Origin of the sequence: Cryobacterium sp. M96 (genome assembly GCF_002929845.1) — a bacterium.
GTDB classification, from domain to species: domain Bacteria; phylum Actinomycetota; class Actinomycetes; order Actinomycetales; family Microbacteriaceae; genus Cryobacterium; species Cryobacterium sandaracinum.
Genome location: NZ_PJJS01000036.1, coordinates 36,953 through 56,470 on the forward strand (window position 1 = coordinate 36,953; position 19,518 = coordinate 56,470).

Below are 19,518 nucleotides of genomic sequence, written 5' to 3' on the forward strand. Positions count from 1 at the left end.
CATGGGGAAAACCAACCGGGGGGTTGGTGGGGCGCTCGCGATCCCGAAGTCGTTCGAGCGCCCCGTCCTTCCAGTTGTCACGCGAGTGCGGTCCGTCCTGCGGGCGTGGGTGCTCATGTGGATGCGGGCCGGCTGCGGTTGTTCAGCACACCATTGCTTTCCTCGAGGTAGCACGATCCGCAGAGCGACTCGTAGGTCACCTCGGCGCCGTCGATGGCCACCTGGTCGCCGTCGAAGACGAAGACCCCGTCGATCTGGCGCCCGTTGAACACGGCCTTGCGCCCACACCGGCAGATGGTTTTCAGCTCTTCGAGGCTGTGCGCCACCTCGAGCAGGCGCCGGCTGCCCGGAAAGGCCACCGTCTGAAAATCGGTGCGGATACCGTAGGCCAGCACCGGGATGTTCTCGAGGATAGCGATGCGCAGCAGGTCGTCCACCTGCTGCTCGGTGAGGAACTGCGCCTCGTCCACCAGCAGGGCGCTCACGTCGAGGCCGGTCTCGGCGAGCACCCGGGCGCGGTGCTCGTGGAAGAGGGCGTAGGCATCCGTCTCGGGGGTGAGCAGGTAGTCCACGGCCCGGGTGACGCCGAGCCGGGAGAGGATGCCCCGGTCGCCCTTGGTGTCGACCGACGGTTTGGCCAACAGCACCTGGTGGCCGCGTTCCTCATAGTTGTAGGCGGCCTGGAGCATCGAGGTGCTCTTGCCGCTGTTCATGGCTCCGTAGCGGAAATACAGTTTCGCCATTGCGTGGTCGCCCCCTCGGCTGGTCGCGCTCGTGCCGCTCTGCTGCGCTGCGTCATGCCGCGCTGCGTGTCGTGGCGCTGCGTGCGCCTAGCTCAGCGTACTGGTGGAACCGGGCGGGGGCGCTTGTCGCCGAATTCCAGCGTCAGGCCGGGGCGACGGATGCTCACCCGCACCCACGGGAACACCACCCGCAGCACCGCCGTGTAGGAGCGCAGCAGGGCGCGCACCCGGCGCGGCGGGAGGTCGAGCGCCACCCGGATCGAGAACGTGTCGATGCCGGAGTGCCGCTGCTGGCGGTCGCTCGGCGGATCGACCTGGGTGTCGGGCTCGGAGTCGGGCTCGGTGTCGGCCTGCACCACGAGGCTGCGCGGGTCGAAGCCGGGGGCCAGGCAGAGCATGCTGATCAGGGCCGAGGTGGCCGCGCGCTGCTGCGTGCCGAAGTGCGCCGCCCGGTGCTCGGGGTCGGCCACGACGAGCAGCGGATCCTTGCCACGCTCGAGGAGCGCCGTGCGTTCGCGGGCGATGACGGCATCGAGCCAGGTCTCGTCGATGTGCGCCACGATCGCCCGGCGAACCCCGGCGGCGAGCTCGTTCGCGCGATTGATGTCGGCCTTGGTCACCACGCCGCGTTCGAGCACGCCGTCGAAGAGGGGGAAGACACCGGGCTGCAGGGTGGCGAGCTGCTGCTCGACCACCTGGCGCACCACGCTGCCGCGGGATTCTTCGGTGCGCCGGGCGATGGCGCGGCGGGCATCCGTTTGCCAGGCCAGCAGTTGACGCACGATGCGGCGGGAATACGCGGCGCCGGCAAGGCCGAGTGCGAGCACCTGGGTGACCGCGACGACCACGAAGACGCCCGACGGCACCCGCAGCGAGCGGAACGGTTCCTGCGGCAGTGTGACCGCGGCCACGACGACGGAGGCGAGCACCGCGGTCAGCGCCAGTTCACGCCACGGGCGGAAGGGGGCGAGGGCCACGAGCAGGAAGCCGATGGTGATCGGGCCGAAGTCGTCTTGCACCAGGGAGTTGCTGCCCCAGCGGGCGGCCTGGTCGAGCAGGTGGGCGGCCAGGCCGAGGCTGATGATCAGCAGCAGCGACGTCTGGCGCACCGGGGACCGCGATGGTCGTACGGCCGACACGAGCGCGGCGGACGCCGCTGCGGTGGCGACGAGCGCGAGCACGGCCAGGAACGGATGCCGGATCTCGTCGGCCTGCAGCACCGTGGTCACCACCGCGTAGCCGAACACGACCAGGGCGATGCCGGGCACGATCGTCCAGACCGCGAGGGCGCCGAGCGGGTCGAGGCGCTGCTGGGTGAAGGCGTGCGGTTTGGTGTGAGGCGTGGGGACGGGGGTGTGGTTCTGCTGTGCGGCTGCAGCTGCGGCCGTGGCCGCGGCGCTGCCTGATGGCGAGGTTGCGTTCGTGGGTGTCACTGAGCCACCCGCTCGGGGTCTGGGGTTTCTGTTTGTTCGGGCTGTTTTGTCGGCTCGGCGTGCCCGCCGGGTTCCTCGATCGCCACGGGCACGCTCAGCATCACCGAGGTGCCGGCGCCCGGCCGGGTGAGGATGCTCACCGAGCCACCCAGGCGTTCGATCCGGCGGCGCACCGCCTGGCGCAGGCCGAGACGGTCGGCGCCGGTCTCCGATTCCGTGAAGCCGCGCCCAGCATCCATCACCATCAGTGAAATGCTGCTCGGCTCGGACTCGATCACGACCTCGGCGGCGACGATGCCGGAGTGGAGGATCACGTTCACGAGGCACTGCTGCACCGCCAGGCTCAGCTCGCGGTCGCTGGCCGGGCTCAGGCGGCCGAGGGCGGCGCGGTCTCCCGTGACTTCGACCACGAGGCCACGATCGCGACTGCGCTCGATGGCGGCGTAGACCGCGCTGGTGAGCCAGGCATCCGTGCCCCCGTGCGGTTCGACGCTCAGCGCATCGGCGTCGGTGAGCCAGTCGGTGCCGCGCAGGGTCTGCAGGGTGTCACGGATGCTGCCGGCCAGGTTGGCGCTGAGCGGCCCGGGATGCGCGCGGGCGAGGGCGACGAGCTGCTGGAGGGTGGTGTCCTGACCCAGGGCGAGGGTGCGCAGGTCGAGCTCGTGGCGCAGCAGGCGGGTCTGGTCGGTCTGCATGGCCCGGTGCAGGGCGATCTGAACGGACCACTCGCGGCGCACGAAGACCGTGAGCAGCAGCACGCTGACGAGGAAGAGATAGGTCGAGATGGTGAAGACGTCCGCGCCGTAGGGCACCTCGGTTTGCGTGGCGGCGTACACCGTGACGGCTTCGGCCAGGACGAAGGCGGTGGTGCTCCAGAGCACGCCGGCACGGGCGGAGACTCCGGCGCCGCCGATCATGACCAGGGCCAGTTTCGGCAGGGTGACGAGGAAGACGTTCGAGCTCGGGAACAGGGCGGGGATGCCGAGCACGGTAATCGTGTAGAGGTAGGTGGCGACGGTGCCGGTCACGAGGTAGGCGATCGTCAGGGCGACGGTGCGGCGCAGGGAGAGGGCGATCAGCACGGCGGCCATGAGGAGGAGGGCGACGATGGTGGCGAGGGTTTCGGTGGGTGTGGTGGCGAGCGTTGCGGCGGCTGTGGTGGCTGCGGTTGTGGCTGCGGTTGTGGCTGTGGCGGTTGTGGCTGCGGTTGTGGCGGTTGTGGAAGTTGTTGTGGCGGTTGTGGCTGCGGTTGTGGCTGCGGTTGTGGACAAACTGAGGAGGATGATGGCGGCGAGGGAGGCGGCCAGGCAGGTCAGCGCAAACCAGTGTGCAGCCCGCGCGAGGGCATGGCTGAGGGCCCTCGTGACCAGGTGGTCCGGGAGTCCAAGCGTCATGGCAACCCTCTCTGTTCGGTTGATTCTCTCATTCCGCGAGGGCGCTTCCGCGCTGCCCCGGGTAATCCGCTTCGCCCAGATCGAATTCGACGGAGATTGTGCACAATAACGTGGCCAAGGGCCCCTTTGCGCAATCATCCTGCAAGATCTCCGTCGAATTCGTTCGGCTGGGGTCGCGCGGGGCGGCGGGGCATCCGTCGCCTACGGTCGGGTGGCGCTGCGGCTCCGGCGGCTCTGGCGGCTCTGGCGGCTCTGGCGGCTCTGGCCCTAGCCACCCTGCCATCCCCCGCGCCCCTCCATGCCTTCCCTGCCTTCCCCCCGCGCCCGGTTGTGGCTAACTCAGGAGATCCCAGCCGCTGGCCACGGCGCGGGCACGGATCAGTGCCGAAGTCGCCGCGACTCGGCCACGACCCCGCCGGGATCTCCTGAGTTGGCCACCAGTCCCCGCCTCTTCCCACCCCCGGGCACGCACATCTCCTGCAATTTGGCCAAAATAGGCTGATTCCGGCCCGTTTTGACCCGCTTCTGAGAATCTGCAGGAGTTATGCAGAGCATGGCTCGGGTACGGGCCCGCAGCGACGGCAAGAAAATACCGCGGCACCGGTGCAGGGGCCTCCCCGCACCGATATCGGCCCTCCTGGAGCAGGAGCAGGGCGCAGCGACCGCGGTCACCGACATCGGATGTGGCTAACTCAGGAGATCCCAGCCGGCGGCCCGACCACGGGCGCGAAGCAGTGCCAAAGTAGCCGACACTCGGCCGCGACTCAGGCGAGATCTCCTGAGTTAGCCCCACCACGGGCCGGGTGTCGAGGCTCTTGAGCGAGCCAGCGTCAGGGCGTGACGGGTGCGGCGGCGCGGCATCCGTTCGGGGCAGCAGTGTGAGCTAACTTCGGAGAAATTCGCGACACGCCGGTTGACGCGCCTGGGGTTACCCGGTCTTTTCGGACGGGGTCCTCGGTTTCATTTTAGGCGGCGAGTGTGAGTTTGATGAGGCGTTCGGTGGGTGTTGAGTAGCCGAGAGTTTGGTGCAGGCGAACGTTGTTGAAGTGGTGAACGGAGTTGATGACTTCGGTGCGGGCCTTGCGCCTTGTCGTGAAGGTTTGCCAGTTGAGGCTTTCGCTCTTGAGTTTGGAGAAGAACGTTTCGGCGGCGGCGTTGTCCCAACACTGCATCTTCGCGCCCATGGAGCGGATGATGCCGTGTCGGCCGCAGTACTTCGTGAACCGTTTCGACCGGTATTGGACTCCGTGGTCGGAGTGGAAAACTGCTCCTGGTTTGACGTGGCCGGTCTCTAGGGCCATGTTCATGGCCCGGGTGATGAGTTGGGTGGTCATGCGGGCCCCGGTCGCGTGGCTGAGCACGGAGCGGGAGGCTAGGTCGATGACGGTGGCGAGATAGAGCCAGCCTTCCTGGGTGTGGATGTAGGTGATATCACCGACGAGGATCGTGCCGACGCTCAGCGAGGTGAAGTCCCGCAGGAGCAGATCGACCGGGTCGGCCAGTCGGGAGGCCCGCTGGTAGCGGATCGTGAAGGCGCGTTCTGCAGCTGGGGAGATTAATCCGAGATCGTGCATGATTCCGGCGATGGTTTTGCGGTTCACCGGGACCGGTTCAGAGCCGCGGTGACTTTGCGGTATCCGGCCGCGCCCTTGGACTCGGCGAACGCGATCATCACCTGCGCGGTGAGGTCTTCATGCCGCCTCTGCGCGGGCGCGGTGACGTGGTGCGACCAGTCGGAGAACCCTGACGTTGATACTCCGAGCCGGCGGCAGAGGTAGGCGATGGGGAAGTCAGCCTTCATCCGGGAGATCATTTCGAACCGTGGTCGTTTTGATCGAGCTCCAGGAAGAAAGCCTTCGCTTTTTTCTCGAAGTCGAGATCCCTCCGCAGCAGGGCGTTTTCCTTTTCCAAGTCCCGGATCCGTTTCCGGGCTTGCGGCGTGAGCTCACCAGCAGGATCGATGGTCTCCAGCCTCGCGGCGTTGACCCAAGTCCACAGAGTCCGGTGGTTGATCCCGAGCGCTGCGGCGACTTTCACGATCGATTTGTCGCCCTCCGCGACGCGGGCCACCGCGGCAGCCCGAAACTCCGGGCTGAAGTGTGTGTGTTTCTCGTGTTCCATTTGTCTATCCAATCCTGAATCCAGGAGGACTGTCCGGAAACACCGGGTCACCCCAAGGCCGCTCGACCGGCATGTTGCGAAAAACTCCGAAGTTACGGGCTGAGAACAGGCACCCCCAGCCCACAGGCACCCCCAGCCCAGGCGGCACCACCCCCAGCCCGCGGGCACGGGCAGAGAACAGGCACCCCCCCCCAGCCCGTGGGGCCCGGGCAACCCCGCCCCCGGGCAACCGCCTACGCGGTCAGGTTCAGCACGGCCGCGGTCGCGGCGAGCGACGCGGCGGCAACGGCCGGGTCGTCGGAGAGCTTCGTGCCGAGGCTCGGGATCATCTCGCGCAGTCTGGGTTCCCAGGCCGGGTACTCCTCGGGGAAGCAGCGCTTGATCAGGTCAACCATGATCGGGGCCGCGGTCGAGGCTCCCGGGGAGGCGCCGAGCAGCCCGGCGATGGTGCCGTCGGCCGAGGTGATGACCTCGGTGCCGAACTGCAGCACGCCGCCCTGCTCCGGATCCTTCTTCATGACCTGCACGCGCTGTCCGGCGGTGATGAGTTCCCAGTCGGCGAGCTTCGCGGTCGGGATGAACTCCTGCAGCGCCTTGAGCTTCGTCTTCTTTGAGGCGAACACCTCGCCGATCAGGTACTTCATCAGGCCGAAGTTGTGCGCCGCCACAGCCAGCATCGGCCCGATGTTGTGCACCCGGATCGAGAACGGCAGGTCGAGCCAGCTGCTCGACTTGAGGAACTTGGGGGTGAAGCCGGCGTATGGTCCGAACAGAAGCGAGGTCTCTCCATCGACGACGCGGGTATCGAGGTGCGGCACCGACATGGGCGGAGCACCCTTCGCCGCCTTGCCGTAGACCTTGGCGTGGTGCTGGGCGACGAGCTTCTGGTTCGTGGTGCGTAGGAACTGCCCGCTGATCGGGAACCCGCCGAAACCCTTGATCTCGGGGATGCCGCTCTGCTGCAGCAGCGCCAGGGCGCCGCCGCCTGCACCGACGAAGACGAACCGGGCGTTGACGACGCTCGGGTGGTTGCCGACCAGGCGGCGCAGGTTGAGCTTCCATGAGCCATCCGTGAGCTGTTTCACACCGGTGACCTGCTGGTTCATGTGCACGCCCACGCCCTCGGCGGTGAGGTTGGCGAAAAGGTAGCGGGTGAGGGCGCCGAAGTCCACGTCGGTGCCGGACACGATGCGCGTCGCCGCGATCTTCTGGTTCTTCGGGCGCTTCTGGGTGAGGAGCGGGGTCCAGGTGCCGATCACGGCCGGATCCTCGCTGTACTCCATGCCCGCAAAGAGGGGCTCGCCCTGGAGTACTGCGAACCGCTTGCGCAGGTATTCGACGCTGCTCTCGCCGTGCACGAAAGTCATGTGCGGGGTGGAGTTGATGAAGTTGGTGGGCTCGGGCAGCACGCCCGTCTCGACCAGGTGTGCCCACAGCTGGCGGCTGATCTGGAACTGCTCGTTGATCGCCACGGCCTTGGCCGCGGTCACCGAGCCGTCCTTCGATTCGGGCATGTAGTTCAGCTCGCACAGAGCCGCATGGCCGGTGCCCGCGTTGTTCCACGGGTTGGAGCTTTCCTGAGCGACTTCCCCCAATCGCTCGTAAACCTCGATGCTCCAGTCGGGCTGCAACTGCTTGATCAAGGTACCGAGGGTGGCGCTCATGATGCCGCCACCAATAAGAACGACATCAATCTTCGCCATTGGATTCACCCTTCCACCATATCGGTGGCAACGGATGCCTCCCGCCGGGACGCAGACGCGTCAGGTCACGGTTGGCTCGGCAACGAGCTCAAAAGCGACCCAATCGCGGCTCAAAACCGGTCCAGTCGCGACCGATAAGCGGCCCAGTCGCCACCAAAAGCGGCTCAGCCGCGACTTTTCAGGAGCTCGTAGTTGGCGATGAAGTCGTCGACGGACACGCTCGCGACCTCGCGCACGATCAGGTCGAGATCGAGGTCGGCCAGCGTCTTGAACCGCACGCAGCTGTTGCCCATGTTCAGCGTGCGTCCGGTGGCGTCCCATTGGAAGCGGAACGCGGCATCCTTCTCGGGAAAGCTGCAGAGGCCCATCAGGTAGAGCGAGTTGTAGTGCTTCTGCGCGGCCAGGCTCACATAGACGAGCGGCTGTTTGTCGTCGGTGTTCGCCAACAGCTCCAGCGGAACCGCCCAGCCGAGCATGCCGCCGTAAACGCCGAGCCGATACCCCGCGGGCATGGCATCGCGCACGACGTCGAGCACCGGGTAGATCACCGCCCGACGCTCGGGTTCGAGGTCGAAAACGATCGTCTCCACCTCGAACGGAACCGGTTCTGTGCTCATGAAACAAGCGTAATGCCGAGCCTCGGCACGACCGCACGGGCGCCGTGCAACTCCAGCCGCGACAGGGTCTTCTCAAAGCTCTCCGGCACGCCGTAGTGGAACCCCTGCGCGCTACGGATGCCCAGCGCACTCAGGTGGTTCGCCATCGCATCGTTCTCCACACCCTCGACGATCATCGAGTACTCGAGGTTGTCACCGAAACCCTGCAGGGCGGTGAGCACCTCCCGCTGGCGGATATCGTCGAGGTCGTCGACCAGGCTGCGGTCGATTTTGAGGATGTCCATGGGCATCCGTACCAGGGCGTCGACCGACGAATCCTGGGAACCGTAGTCGTCGAGCGCGATCATCATGCCGAGGTCGCGCAGGCGGTCGGCCTGGGCACGGATCGCGGGGGTGACCTTGGTCATCGACCGCTCGTTGAGCTCGAGGCAGAGCGAGATGCCGGGGTAGCGGTCCGCGAGCTCCTCGATGTAGTTGCCCACACGCTCGGGCAGGATCTGCCCGGCCTCGACGTTGATGGTCATGCACACCACGCGCGGCTCGATCAGCCGGAAGTCCGCCGCGGCGGCCATGGCCTTCACGGCCACCTGGCGGGTCATCGCGTCGAGCCGACCGAGGCCCTTCGCCTTCTCGACGATCGACGGCGGCGATAGTGGGCCGAGGTCCGGGTCGGTGTAGCGCACGAGGGCTTCGAACGCCCAGATCTGCCCGGTGACGAGGCTGACGATGGGCTGGAAGGCCAGCTCGAGCAGGTCCTCGTCGATGGCGTGGGCGATGATGTCGTTCATCTGCGAGGAGCGGTGGCTCGAGATGTTGAGGCTGCTCTCCTTCGACGGGCCGCCGCGCCGCCGTGACTTCTTGATCGCGAGCATCGACCGGTCGGCATCCTGGACCAGCTGGTTGACGTCGGTTTCGCGGTGCGCCGAGTAGGCCAGGCCCACGCTGATAATCGGGCTGTGGGTCGTCTGGCCGATGAGCATCGGCTCCCCGGAGACCACCAGGATGCGCTCGGCGATGGACTTCGCCTCGGCCAGCGACGCCAGGTGGGTGAGGATGATCACGAACTCGTCGCCGCCGACCCGGGCGACCACGTCATTCGGACGCACCACGGCGCTCAGCCGACGCCCGAGCTCGCGCAGCACCTCGTCGCCGGTCTGATGGCCGAACCGGTCGTTCAGGCGCTTGAACTCGTCGAGGTCGATGAACAGCACGGCCAGGGCCTCTGAGTAGTCCCGGTGGTCGTTGATGTTCGCCAGGGCCTCTTGGAACGCGCCGTAGTTGGGCAGGCTCGTGAGCGGATCGGTGTTGGCGCGCAGGGTGAGGCCGGCGATGTTGCGGCGGGCCCGCACGACCATCTCGGCGGTCGTGGCCAGGGCCTGGAGGGCGCGGCGGTCGTTGCCGGTGAAGGCGCCGTCCATGGCGTCGCGCCGGGCCACGATGTACTGGTCCGGCCCGATGGCGCCGGCCAGCGGCAGCAGCATGCTGATCTCGCCGGGCTGCGCGGGCTCGCTGCGCACGATGACGGATTCGGCACCGATTGCATCCGCCACCACCCGGCGCAGCAGGTCGGTGACAGCCGCTGGGGAGCCGGGCTCGGGCTCTGGGGTGGCGTCGGCGGCACTCGTGGCGGGGTAGGTGTTGTCGGCGGCGCTCATGGCGCCGATGCCTGTGGTGGCTGGGCTCGTTGGGGTGACCCACCCGGAGGGCCCGGTGGCCGGGTCGGCGGCAAGCGCGCTCGTGGCGGCGACCATGCCGGCCAGCCGGTGGCGCATGACCGCCATCACCGTGGAGACCTTGACCACGGAGGCGACGATCATCAGGGCGAACAGCACGATGACGGCATCGAGCGTGTTGGTGACCTCCACCAGAAACGGCAGCCCGACGACACTCCAGTGCGCGGCCGTCACCGTGACCACGACGGTTCCGACCAGCACCAGCAGAACCCGCAACGGCGACAGGGGTCGCCCGCCGCTGCGCCGACCAAGCGGGCTGGCGACGAAGCGCTGGCGCAGCACCTCGGTCGCGATGATGAAGAAGACATAGCCCACGGATGCCGCGGCCACGCCCACCAGAATCGGCAGTCCGCCCGCGCCGAACCAGGTGAACAGGCCGATGGCGGCGAGGGCGCCGGCACCCTGCAGGCCGGCGCTGTAGAGCGCGACCGATGCCCGCCCGGACTCGATCAGGATGGCCAGCAGAACGCCGAGCGCGATCAGCCCGGCCGAGACCGGCAGGGAGAGGGTGGGGGCCAGCGCCGGCAGCGCCAGAACGGGGAGGCTGATCATCGGGCTGCGGTGCGCCACGGCGCCCACGCGCACCCAGGTGAGCTCGAGGGCGGCCGCGCAGACCACACCGACCCCGGCGATCAGCCAGCTGTCTGAGGGTTCATCAAGGAGCAGCACGAACGACGTGGCGATGAGCGCGAGGCCGATGCCGGCGAACGCAAGGAAAGCCAGGCGTTTGACGCCCCTTGAGTTCCGATTCCCGCCCACGAAGTCTGACACTAGCGGAGTGAGCGCCCGGTTATACACCACCACGCTGAGGTCAGCGAACGAGCAGGTCCGCGGCGACGAGTTCCGCGATCTGCACGGCGTTGAGTGCCGCACCTTTACGAAGGTTGTCGCTGGTGATGAACAGGGCCAATCCACGCCCGTTCGGCACGCCGCGGTCCTGACGCACGCGGCCGACGAAGCTCGGGTCCTGGCCGGCCGCTTCGAGGGGTGTGGGGACATCCGTCACGACCACGCCGGGGGCGGTGGCGAGCAGTTCGAGGGCGCGGGCGACGGGCAACGGGTTGGCGAACTCGGCGTTGATCGAGAGGGCGTGGCCGGTGAAGACGGGCACGCGCACGCAGGTGCCGGAAACGAGCAGATCGGGCAGCTCGAGGATCTTGCGGCTCTCGTTGCGGAGTTTCTTCTCCTCGTCGGTCTCGAATTCGCCGTCGTCGACGATGGAACCGGCCAGCGGGATCACGTCGAACGCGATCGGGCGGGCGTAGACGATGGGTGCCGGCATGGGCACAGCGGACCCGTCGTGGACCAGCTGGAGCAGGTTGTCGCTCAGGGCGGCGGCCCGCACCTGGCTGGCGAGCTCGCGGGCGCCGGCCAGGCCGCTGCCGGAGACCGCCTGGTAGGTGCTGACGATGAGGCGTTCGAGGCCGGCCTCGTCGTGCAGCACCTTGAGCACGGGCATGGCCGCCATGGTGGTGCAGTTCGGGTTCGCGATGATGCCCTTGGTGGCGAGTTTGATGGCCTCGGGGTTGACCTCGCTGACGACCAGCGGCACGTCGGGGTCCATCCGCCACCCGGAGGAGTTGTCGATCACGGTGACGCCGGCCGCGGCGAACCGGGGAGCCTGAATTTTCGAGAGCGTCGCGCCGGCGGAGAAGATGGCCACGTCGAGTCCGCTGGGGTCGGCGGTGGCGGCGTCTTCGACGACGATCTTCTCGCCCTTGAACAGCAGCACGGAGCCGGCGGACCGGGACGACGCGAAGAAACGGATGCCGCCGACCGGGAAGTCCCGTTCCTCGAGCAGGCTGCGCACGACGGCTCCGACCTGGCCGGTGGCCCCGACGACGCCGATCTGGATTCCTGTGGTGCTGGTTGCTGCGGTGCTGTTCACTGTGTTTCCTCCGCTGGATGCCGTGGCTGCTGGTGCTGGTGGTGCTGGTGGTCTCGCTCTCGTTCGTGCACTTGCTCGTGCACTTGCACTTGCATCTGCACTTGCATTTGTGGCTAACTCAGGAGATTCTCGCGACTTGGCCCGAATTCCAGCCGGATCGCGCCTGTGGCCTCTGGTTCTCCTGAGTTAGCCCCAGGGAAACCGGTTGAACGGGGTCGGGGTGGGGTGAGGCGGGGTGGGGTGAGTCGGGGTGAGGCGGGGTGGGGCCGAGTCCGGCTGGCGTCCGGCCGAGCCCGGTTGGGCCGACGGATGCCGGCTAGCGGCCGGTGCCGCCGTGCACGACGGCGTCGTTGGTGGAGTCCAGGCCGAATGCGGTGTGCACGACCCGCAGCGCCTGGTTGATGGTGTCGGCGCGGGTGACCACGGAGATGCGGATCTCGCTGGTCGAGATCATTTCAATGTTGATCCCGGCCTCGAACAGCGCCTCGAACAGCTTCGCGGACACGCCCGTGTTGGTGCGCATGCCGGCGCCGACGAGCGCGAGCTTGCCGATCTGGTCGTCATACTGCAGACCGGCGAACCCGACGTTGGTCTGCTCGTTGCTCAGCGCGGTCAGCACCTGCTGGCCCTCCGATTTGGGCAGGGTGAAGGAAATGTCGGTCAGTCCCGTGGACGCAGCCGAGACGTTCTGCACGATCATGTCGACGTTCGCGTTGGTCTTCGCGACGATTTTGAAGATCTGCGCGGCTTTGCCCGGAATGTCGGGAACGCCGACGACCGTGACCTTGGCTTCGCTCAGGTCGGCGGCGACCCCGGCGATGATTGGCTCTTCCACTGTCTCTCCATTCGCGGATGCGTTATTGGGATGTGTGCGCTCGGTGGCCGACGAATTCGGGATTGCGACATGCGGGCTCGTGGTGTCGGGGTTGTAGACAATGGTTCCCACGTTGTTGTTGAACGAGGACCGCACATGCAGCGTCACACCGTGCCGACGCGCATATTCCACCGCCCGAATATAGAGGACCTTCGCACCAGCGGCGGCGAGCTCGAGCATTTCCTCGCTGGAGATGCGGTCGAGTTTGTGGGCCCGGGGAACGACGCGCGGGTCGGCGGTGAAGACGCCGTCGACATCCGTGTAGATCTCGCAGATATCGGCGCTGAGCGCGGCGGCCAGCGCGACGGCGGTCGTGTCAGAACCGCCGCGACCGAGCGTGGTGATGTCTTTGGTGTCGCGATTGAAGCCCTGGAAGCCGGCGACAATCGCCACGGCACCGTCGTCGAGGGCATCGCGGATGCGCCCGGGAGTCACGTCGACGATGCGGGCGGCGCCGTGTTGGCCATCCGTGATCATGCCGGCCTGACTGCCGGTGAAGGAGCGGGCGTCGTAGCCCATGCTCTTGATCGCCATGGCGAGCAGCGCCATCGAGATGCGCTCGCCCGCGGTAAGGAGCATGTCGAGCTCGCGCGGCGCGGGGATCGGGGTGACCTGATGCGCAAGGTCGAGCAACTCGTCGGTGGAGTCTCCCATCGCGGAGACGGCGACGACGACCTCGTTGCCCGCTTTGCGGGTGTCGACGATGCGTTTGGCCACGCGTTTGATGCTTTCGGCGTCGGCGACGGATGATCCGCCGAACTTCTGCACGATCAAGCTCACGTGGCACTCCAAGGGTTCGGGTACGCGGGCACAGGCAAGCTCCCATCATAAATGCTGTTGTATTCGGCAGCGGTCATGTGACGGTGTGCGGCACCCATTGACACCCTGTCATTGACACTATGTCAATCGCGGTCGCAGGATCGGGGCAGAGGGTGGATCCCGCCCCGCCACGCGGTTTGACCCAGTTGCCGAGGAAGCTCCGATGCCCGACGAGTTCACGTCGAAAGCGCCGGTGCCGGTGCCGATGCCGGTGCGCCAGAGCAAGCAGCCGGACGAGCGCCGGGACGACATTCTGCGCGCCGCCCGGGAACTGGTCGCCGAGCGCGGCATGGCCCGCGTGAAGATCACCGACATCGCCGCCCGGGTCGGCGTCACCCGCGGCCTGATCTACCACTACTTTCCGCACAAGGACGCGATCATCGACCTCATCAGCGAGGACCACATCGCGGAGTTCGTGACCGACCTCAACCTCTGGGACGCCGCCCGCATCCCCGGCGACATCGACCGCGCGCTGGTCGAGTGCGTCGCACTGTTCCGTCACCACCTGCATCGCACCGACCTCTTCCGCGAGGAACTCGGCCGCACCGAGCACGCCGGGCTCTACAACGAGTTCGTCGACCGGGCCGTCAGGGCCGTCGTCGACCGGCTGCAGGTCACGACCGTCGAGGCCTACGCGCGGCGGCACGAGATCCGGATCGACAACGTCTCCGAGGTGTTCTCTGTGCTGGTGTTCGGGCTGATCGGGCTCGTACGTTCCACGCCCACCGTCTCGGACGATGTGCTCGTGGCGATTGTGCGCCAGACGCTCCACCTCGACCACAACGCGCCGGCCTAAGACTTTTCTCTAGCATCACTTTTTCACCCAGTACAAAGAAGTATTCGCATATGTTTCTATTCGATGCCATCCCGTGGTCGTCGACCCTGATGTGGGTCGCGGTCGTCGCGGGGCTGATGATCGCCAACGAGGTCGCACGGTCGAGCAAATGGGCGTCGCTGGCGCTGTTTATCGCACTGCCGGTGGCGCTGACGATCTTCGTATGGCCCACCACCGCCGGCGCCGGGTCCAGCACGGGCACCTGGTTTCACTGGGTCAAGGTCTACTCGGCACTTGCCGGATGCCTGGGCTTCATGGCCATCCGTTTCATTCCGCGTCTGGCCAAGAACCGGTACGCGCTGATGTTCCCCGCGTTCATTCTGGCTCTCAACATCTTCGAGGCCGTGATTCGCGACTTCCAGGTCTACGGGCTGAACGGGATGGTCGACGGAGTGTTCATGGTGGGCGGGCCGTGGAACATCATGAACGGTATCGCCGGGCTGCTGAACCTGCTCACGATCTGCGGCTGGGCCGGGATCATCATCAGCCGCGGCCCCAAGAAGGACATGATCTGGCCGGACATGCTGTGGTTCTGGATCATCGCCTACGACCTCTGGAACTTCGCCTACGTCTACACCGCGGTCGGCGACCACTCGTTCTACGCCGGCGCGGCCCTGCTCGTGTTGTGCACGATCCCCGCCTTCTTCATCAAGCGCGGCGCCTGGCTGCAGCACCGCGCGCAGACCCTGGCGTTCTGGATGATGTTCACCATGGCCTTCACGACCTTCGTGTCGAGCTCGCAGTTCGCAGTTCGCAGTTCGCAGTTCGCAGTTCGCAGTGAAGTCGTCGCACGACCCGGTCGCCCTGTTCTGGGTGAGCGCCGTGGCCCTCGCGGCCAACATCGCCGTTGTGGTCTTCCAGACCTACACGATCGTGAAGAGACGCCGCAACCCGCTCATCGACGAGCTGTTCACGCACCTGCCCGCGTACCGCACGGTGCTCGAAGCGAACAAGCCGCTGGTGCCGGCGGCGGCTGCTCCAGCCGCGCACCCGCGGGCGACCGCCACCGCGAAATAGAACGCCGTAACTGCGGAGAATTTCGCGACACGCGGCATCCGTCGCCCCGGCCCGTCTGTCGTCCGGGCGGGCGGGCGGTCCAGTCCGGCGAGGTCGGTGGCGGGTGCGGTCCCCTGGCCACTCCTGACGGCAACTGTTGCCCGAGCGGACAACTGTTGCCGGCACACCGGGCACAGTTGTCCGCTCCGGCAACACTTGCGGCAGTGGGCTGGCGGCGGGGGGGGGGGGCTAGTTCGTGACGGTACGGCGGCCCTCGAAGGCCCGCCCGAGAGTGACCTCGTCGGCGTACTCGAGGTCGCCGCCGACCGGCAGCCCTGACGCGAGCCGGGAGACCTTGATCTCGAGGGTGGTCAGCAGGCGCGACAGGTAGGTCGCGGTCGCCTCCCCCTCGAGGTTCGGGTCGGTGGCGATGATGACCTCCTGCACCGTGTTGTCGGCAAGGCGCTGCATCAGCTGACGGATGCGCAGGTCGTCCGGTCCGACGCCGTCGATGGGGCTGATCGCCCCGCCGAGCACGTGGTAGAGCCCCTTGAATTCGCGGGTGCGCTCGATCGCGACGACGTCCTTGGCCTCTTCCACCACGCAGATCATCGCGGGATTGCGGCGCGGGTCGCGGCAGATCATGCAGGTCTTCTGCTCGGACACGTTGCCGCAGATGTCGCAGAACTTCACCTTGTCGCGCACCTCGAGCAGCACGTTGGCGAGCCGGGTCACGTCGAACTGCTCGGTCTGCAAGATGTGGAACGCGATCCTCTGCGCGGACTTGGGCCCGATTCCGGGCAGCGTGCCGAGCTCGTCGATCAGTTCCTGAACGATGCCTTCGTACATGGTTTAATCGCCTCTGGTTCGGGATGCCGGATCGTGCGGCTGTTCTTCGAGGAAGGTGGCGCCGAGGATTTCGCGCACCACCGACTCGCCGTAGCGCTGCTTCTCCGCAAAGGCGGGCCCACGACGGGCAACGGATGCTTCGCCGCCCGCCCGGTTCGGAGCCTGCACCTGGGTGCGCGCCGGGGTTCCGGGCTGGGCGCCGTTTGGGACGCCGTTCTGGGCGCCGTTCTGAGACTGGGACTGGGACTGGACTCCCGGCTGAGACTGGGACTGGGACTGGACTCCCGGCTGAGACTGAGACTGGGCCTGGGCTCCCGGCTGAGACTGGGCTCCCGATTGGTGCTGGGCTCCCGCTGCGGACAATCCCGCACGCGCGGCGGGCGCCTGGTAGCGGCCGGGCTGGCCGCCGTTCGGGTGCAGGTCCGGCGGGAATTCCTCGTCGTAGGGCGGGGGCTCGTCGTCGTAGGGCGGCTGCGGCTCAGGGTCTCGCCCGGACGCGGGAAGCGTCGTGGGCGCCGGCGCGCTCGGCGTGGAACGCGGGGCGGTCTGCGGGGCGGATGCGTGCGCGGGGGCATCGGGGGTCGCAGCGGAGGCCGCAGACGCAGGAGCAGCGGTTTCAGCAGCCGGGGCTGACCCCGGGATGGCCACCGTGGCCCAGCCGGTGCCGGCATCCGAGGGACTCGGAATGGCAGCGGTCGCCCAGCCGGTCGCGGTCGCGGCGACCGCCGGGCTGGCAGTTGCGCGGCTGGTCACCGGCGACTCGGGCACTGTCGGGCTGGCCACTGCCGGGCTGGCCGCCGCCGGGCTGGCCGCCGTGGGGCTTGTCACCGTGGGGCTGGTCACCGTGGGGCCGGCAGCCGATGCCGCAGGCGCTTCTGGGGCGTCAACCTTGCCAACGCCGGCCGGGGCGGAACCGGCTGCAGCGTTCACGGCAGCAGCCGGATCGGGGTCGGCGGCAGCAGCCGGATCGGGGTCGGCGTCGGCGGGCGACGCCTCGTCGGTTGTTGCAGCAGCGGATTTGGGTGTCGTCCTGGAGCCGGTGTCGCCGCTTCCAGACCCGGCTGCGGCCGAGCCGCTGACGGTTGTGGCCCGCGCGACAGGGCTCGGCGCGGTGGAGTCCTGCACGCCGAAACCTGACCCCGGGGAGACCGGGGCGACCGGTGCCGGAGCGGGGGCGGATGCGTTGGGGGTGGCTGGGACATCCGTTCTCGGGGAGTCGACCCGGGCGGTGAGCTGGGGCGTGAAGCCGAGCACCTCGTTGACGGCGCGCTTGAGATAGTCGCCGACGCCCTGCCCGGGGGCCGCCGACTGCTTGAGTCCGGCGACGTCGTTCTGGCTCGGGAAGGAGAGCACCAACAGGTCCCCGCCACGCAGTTCCATGGCGCGGGCCGTGTAGAGCACGAGCCAGGCGCTGATCTTGGCGGCCTTGACTGCCTCGAGGATCTGCGGCCAAGAGTCCTTTACCTGCTGCAGGGTGACGGGTCCGACAGGGCGGGGCGGGGCCGCGACTTGGGTCGCGGGCGCAGCGGCAGCGGGCGCAGCGGCAGCAGGCGCGGCGGCATTAGGCGCGGCGGCAGAAGCAGCAGCAGCCGCACCGCCGGCGGCCGCGGGACCGCCGAAGGCATGCGTCGCCGAGACCGCAGCCCCGCGCGGGGGCGAGCCGACCGGGCTGGTGGCTGGGGCATCCGTCGCCGAGCTGTCGCCGGGATCAGAACCGGAACCAGACCCGGAACCAGAACCAGAACCGACCCCGATGCGGCGCTCGAGGCGTTCGACGCGGGCGAGCGCGCCGCGGGTGGAATCGTCGCTCGCGGGGATGAGCACGCGGGCAATCATGAGTTCGAGGTGCAGGCGGGGGCTGGTCGCGCCGGTCATCTCGGTGAGGGCGGCGTTGATCACGTCGGCGGTGCGGGAGAGCTCGGCGGGGCCGAACTTCGCGGCTTGCACGGCCATGCGGTCGAGTTCCTCCTGCGGCACGCCGCGCAGCACGGCGGCAGCGGCGGCGGCACTCGTGGCGCCCACGATGATGAGGTCGCGCAGGCGTTCGAGCAGGTCTTCGACGAAGCGGCGCGGGTCCTGGCCGGTCTGCACGACCCGGTCGACGGCGTCGAACGCGGCGGACGGGTCGCGGTCGGCGATCGCGTCGATGGACTCGTCGAGCAGCGACGCGTTCGTGTAGCCGAGCAGCGCCACGGCGCGGTCGTATTCGACGGAGTGCCCGTCGGATCCGGCCATCAGCTGATCGAGCAGCGACAGGGTGTCGCGCGGCGACCCGCCGCCGGCCCGCACCACGAGCGGCAGCACGCCCGGCGCGACGGTCATTTGCTCGGTGTCGCACATCTGCTGCACGTATTCGAGCATCGGCCCGGGCGGCACGAGCCGGAACGGGTAGTGATGCGTGCGCGAACGGATGGTGCCGATCACCTTTTCGGGCTCGGTTGTCGCAAAGATGAACTTGACGTGCTCGGGCGGCTCTTCGACGATCTTCAGCAGCGCGTTGAAGCCCTGCGGCGTGACCATGTGCGCCTCGTCCAGGATGAAGATCTTGTATCGGTCGCGGGCGGGAGCGAAGATCGCGCGCTCACGGATGTCCCGGGCATCGTCGACCCCGTTGTGGCTGGCCGCGTCGATCTCGACCACGTCGAGGGATCCGCCGCCTTCGCGGGACAGCTCCACACAGCTCGGGCAGACCCCGCATGGCGTGTCGGTGGGACCCTCGGCGCAGTTCAAGCAGCGCGCGAGAATACGGGCGGATGTCGTCTTGCCGCAACCTCGGGGCCCGCTGAACAGATAGGCATGATTCACCCGGTTCGTGCGCAGGGCCGTCATCAGCGGATCGGTCACCTGAGACTGACCGATCATTTCGGCAAAAGTCTCGGGCCGGTAGCGGCGATACAGGGCGGTAACCACGAGGTCAATCGTAGCCGGAGCCACTGACAGTGCGGTGTGGGGTGGGGCGTGTGTGGGTGGGTGCGGGGTGGGGTGTGTGGTGGGGCGGGTGGCGTCCGTTTGTCAGGCGCGGCGGCTCAGGCGCGGCGGGCGACGGCCTGGTCGAACGCGCCGGGGCGATTGCTCACGATTTGCTTGCCGAGGGGCGCGAGCGAGACCGGCACCATCTTGAAGTCGGCGATGCCGAGGGGGATTCCGATGATGGTGAGGCAGAGCGCGATTCCCGAGACGATGTGCGCCAGGGCCAGCCACCAGCCCGCGAGGATCACCCAGATCACGTTGCCGATGAACGAGAACGCTCCACTGGTGGGTTTGGCCACGACGGTGCGGCCGAACGGCCAGAGCGCGTAGGCGGCGATGCGGAACGACGCGATGCCCCACGGGATCGTAACGATCAGCACGCAGAGCAGAATGCCTGCGGCGAGGTAGCCCAGGAACAGCCAGAACCCGCTCAGCACGAGCCAGATCAAGTTCAGGAGTGTGCTCACGCGAAAATACTACCCGCGCAGGAGGCGGAGGTCGCGGGATCGGAATCGGGCGCGGCGAGCGCGGACATCCGTCGCC

General features: G+C 67.7%; 17 protein-coding genes and 1 pseudogene. 4 read left to right on the forward strand and 14 right to left on the reverse strand.

Annotation, left to right across the window (positions count from 1 at the left end):
• Positions 1-113: 113 nt before the first annotated feature.
• The 10 genes from CXY79_RS03740 to CXY79_RS03790 all read right to left on the reverse strand — a co-directional run bounded on the left by CXY79_RS03740 (position 114) and on the right by CXY79_RS03790 (position 11,632).
• Entirely contained in the window at positions 114-743 is a 630-nt protein-coding gene (locus CXY79_RS03740) for a thymidine kinase (protein WP_104099816.1), read from the reverse strand.
• 92 nt (positions 744-835) lie between these two features.
• Positions 836-2,176 (reverse strand): hypothetical protein, encoded by a 1,341-nt coding sequence (locus CXY79_RS03745; RefSeq protein WP_104099817.1) that lies wholly within the window; start codon positions 2,174-2,176, stop codon positions 836-838.
• Positions 2,173-3,570, reverse strand: coding sequence for a sensor histidine kinase (locus tag CXY79_RS03750; RefSeq protein WP_146068084.1), 1,398 nt, complete (start codon positions 3,568-3,570; stop codon positions 2,173-2,175). The genes CXY79_RS03745 and CXY79_RS03750 overlap by 4 nt, the downstream gene beginning before the upstream one ends.
• Before the next feature lie 965 nt (positions 3,571-4,535).
• A complete protein-coding gene (locus tag CXY79_RS03760) occupies positions 4,536-5,171 on the reverse strand; it encodes an IS3 family transposase (protein ID WP_104099820.1) in 636 nt (211 codons plus the stop codon).
• Positions 5,168-5,371 (reverse strand): transposase, encoded by a 204-nt coding sequence (locus tag CXY79_RS03765; protein WP_146068085.1) that lies wholly within the window; start codon positions 5,369-5,371, stop codon positions 5,168-5,170. Before CXY79_RS03765 ends, CXY79_RS03760 begins: the two co-directional genes overlap by 4 nt.
• Positions 5,372-5,379: 8 nt before the next feature.
• The gene (locus CXY79_RS03770) at positions 5,380-5,691 is read right to left on the reverse strand and encodes a transposase (RefSeq protein WP_104099822.1); all 312 of its coding nucleotides are present in this window, start codon (positions 5,689-5,691) and stop codon (positions 5,380-5,382) included.
• Between the two features lie 233 nt (positions 5,692-5,924).
• A complete protein-coding gene (locus CXY79_RS03775; RefSeq protein ID WP_104099823.1) occupies positions 5,925-7,394 on the reverse strand; it encodes a malate:quinone oxidoreductase in 1,470 nt (489 codons plus the stop codon).
• Between the two features lie 164 nt (positions 7,395-7,558).
• A complete protein-coding gene (locus CXY79_RS16375; RefSeq protein WP_104099824.1) occupies positions 7,559-8,011 on the reverse strand; it encodes a DUF1801 domain-containing protein in 453 nt (150 codons plus the stop codon).
• Complete coding sequence (locus CXY79_RS03785) at positions 8,008-10,515, reverse strand: EAL domain-containing protein (RefSeq protein WP_158250218.1); 2,508 nt, start codon at positions 10,513-10,515, stop codon at positions 8,008-8,010. Before CXY79_RS03785 ends, CXY79_RS16375 begins: the two co-directional genes overlap by 4 nt.
• 40 nt (positions 10,516-10,555) lie before the next feature.
• Positions 10,556-11,632 carry an aspartate-semialdehyde dehydrogenase gene (locus tag CXY79_RS03790; protein ID WP_104099826.1) on the reverse strand — a complete coding sequence of 359 codons (1,077 nt, stop codon included), beginning with the start codon at positions 11,630-11,632 and terminating at the stop codon, positions 10,556-10,558.
• Between the two features lie 17 nt (positions 11,633-11,649).
• On the opposite strand from CXY79_RS03790, the gene CXY79_RS15885 reads away from it, so the two are divergent.
• The gene (locus tag CXY79_RS15885; protein WP_158250219.1) at positions 11,650-11,817 is read left to right on the forward strand and encodes a hypothetical protein; all 168 of its coding nucleotides are present in this window, start codon (positions 11,650-11,652) and stop codon (positions 11,815-11,817) included.
• 131 nt (positions 11,818-11,948) lie between these two features.
• On the opposite strand, the gene CXY79_RS03795 is transcribed toward CXY79_RS15885, so the two are convergent.
• Positions 11,949-13,286 (reverse strand): aspartate kinase, encoded by a 1,338-nt coding sequence (locus CXY79_RS03795; RefSeq protein ID WP_104099827.1) that lies wholly within the window; start codon positions 13,284-13,286, stop codon positions 11,949-11,951.
• A 202-nt stretch (positions 13,287-13,488) separates the two neighbouring features.
• On the opposite strand from CXY79_RS03795, the gene CXY79_RS03800 reads away from it, so the two are divergent.
• The 3 genes and pseudogenes from CXY79_RS03800 to CXY79_RS16705 all read left to right on the forward strand — a co-directional run bounded on the left by CXY79_RS03800 (position 13,489) and on the right by CXY79_RS16705 (position 15,177).
• Complete coding sequence (locus CXY79_RS03800; protein ID WP_104099828.1) at positions 13,489-14,121, forward strand: TetR/AcrR family transcriptional regulator; 633 nt, start codon at positions 13,489-13,491, stop codon at positions 14,119-14,121.
• A gap of 116 nt (positions 14,122-14,237) precedes the next feature.
• A pseudogene (locus CXY79_RS16700) lies at positions 14,238-14,828 on the forward strand (DUF5692 family protein); the annotation flags it as partial.
• 145 nt (positions 14,829-14,973) lie between these two features.
• On the forward strand, positions 14,974-15,177 hold the full coding sequence (locus tag CXY79_RS16705; RefSeq protein WP_255409014.1) for a DUF5692 family protein: 204 nt from the start codon (positions 14,974-14,976) through the stop codon (positions 15,175-15,177).
• A 228-nt stretch (positions 15,178-15,405) separates the two neighbouring features.
• Here the strand turns inward: CXY79_RS16705 and recR are convergent, their stop codons facing one another.
• The 3 genes from recR to CXY79_RS03820 all read right to left on the reverse strand — a co-directional run bounded on the left by recR (position 15,406) and on the right by CXY79_RS03820 (position 19,442).
• Complete coding sequence (gene recR / locus CXY79_RS03810; protein ID WP_104099829.1) at positions 15,406-16,005, reverse strand: recombination mediator RecR; 600 nt, start codon at positions 16,003-16,005, stop codon at positions 15,406-15,408.
• Positions 16,006-16,008: 3 nt separating this feature from the next.
• The gene (locus CXY79_RS16875; RefSeq protein ID WP_104099830.1) at positions 16,009-18,915 is read right to left on the reverse strand and encodes a DNA polymerase III subunit gamma and tau; all 2,907 of its coding nucleotides are present in this window, start codon (positions 18,913-18,915) and stop codon (positions 16,009-16,011) included.
• A 116-nt stretch (positions 18,916-19,031) separates the two neighbouring features.
• Positions 19,032-19,442 (reverse strand): YccF domain-containing protein, encoded by a 411-nt coding sequence (locus CXY79_RS03820; RefSeq protein ID WP_104099831.1) that lies wholly within the window; start codon positions 19,440-19,442, stop codon positions 19,032-19,034.
• Between the last annotated feature and the right edge of the window lie 76 nt (positions 19,443-19,518).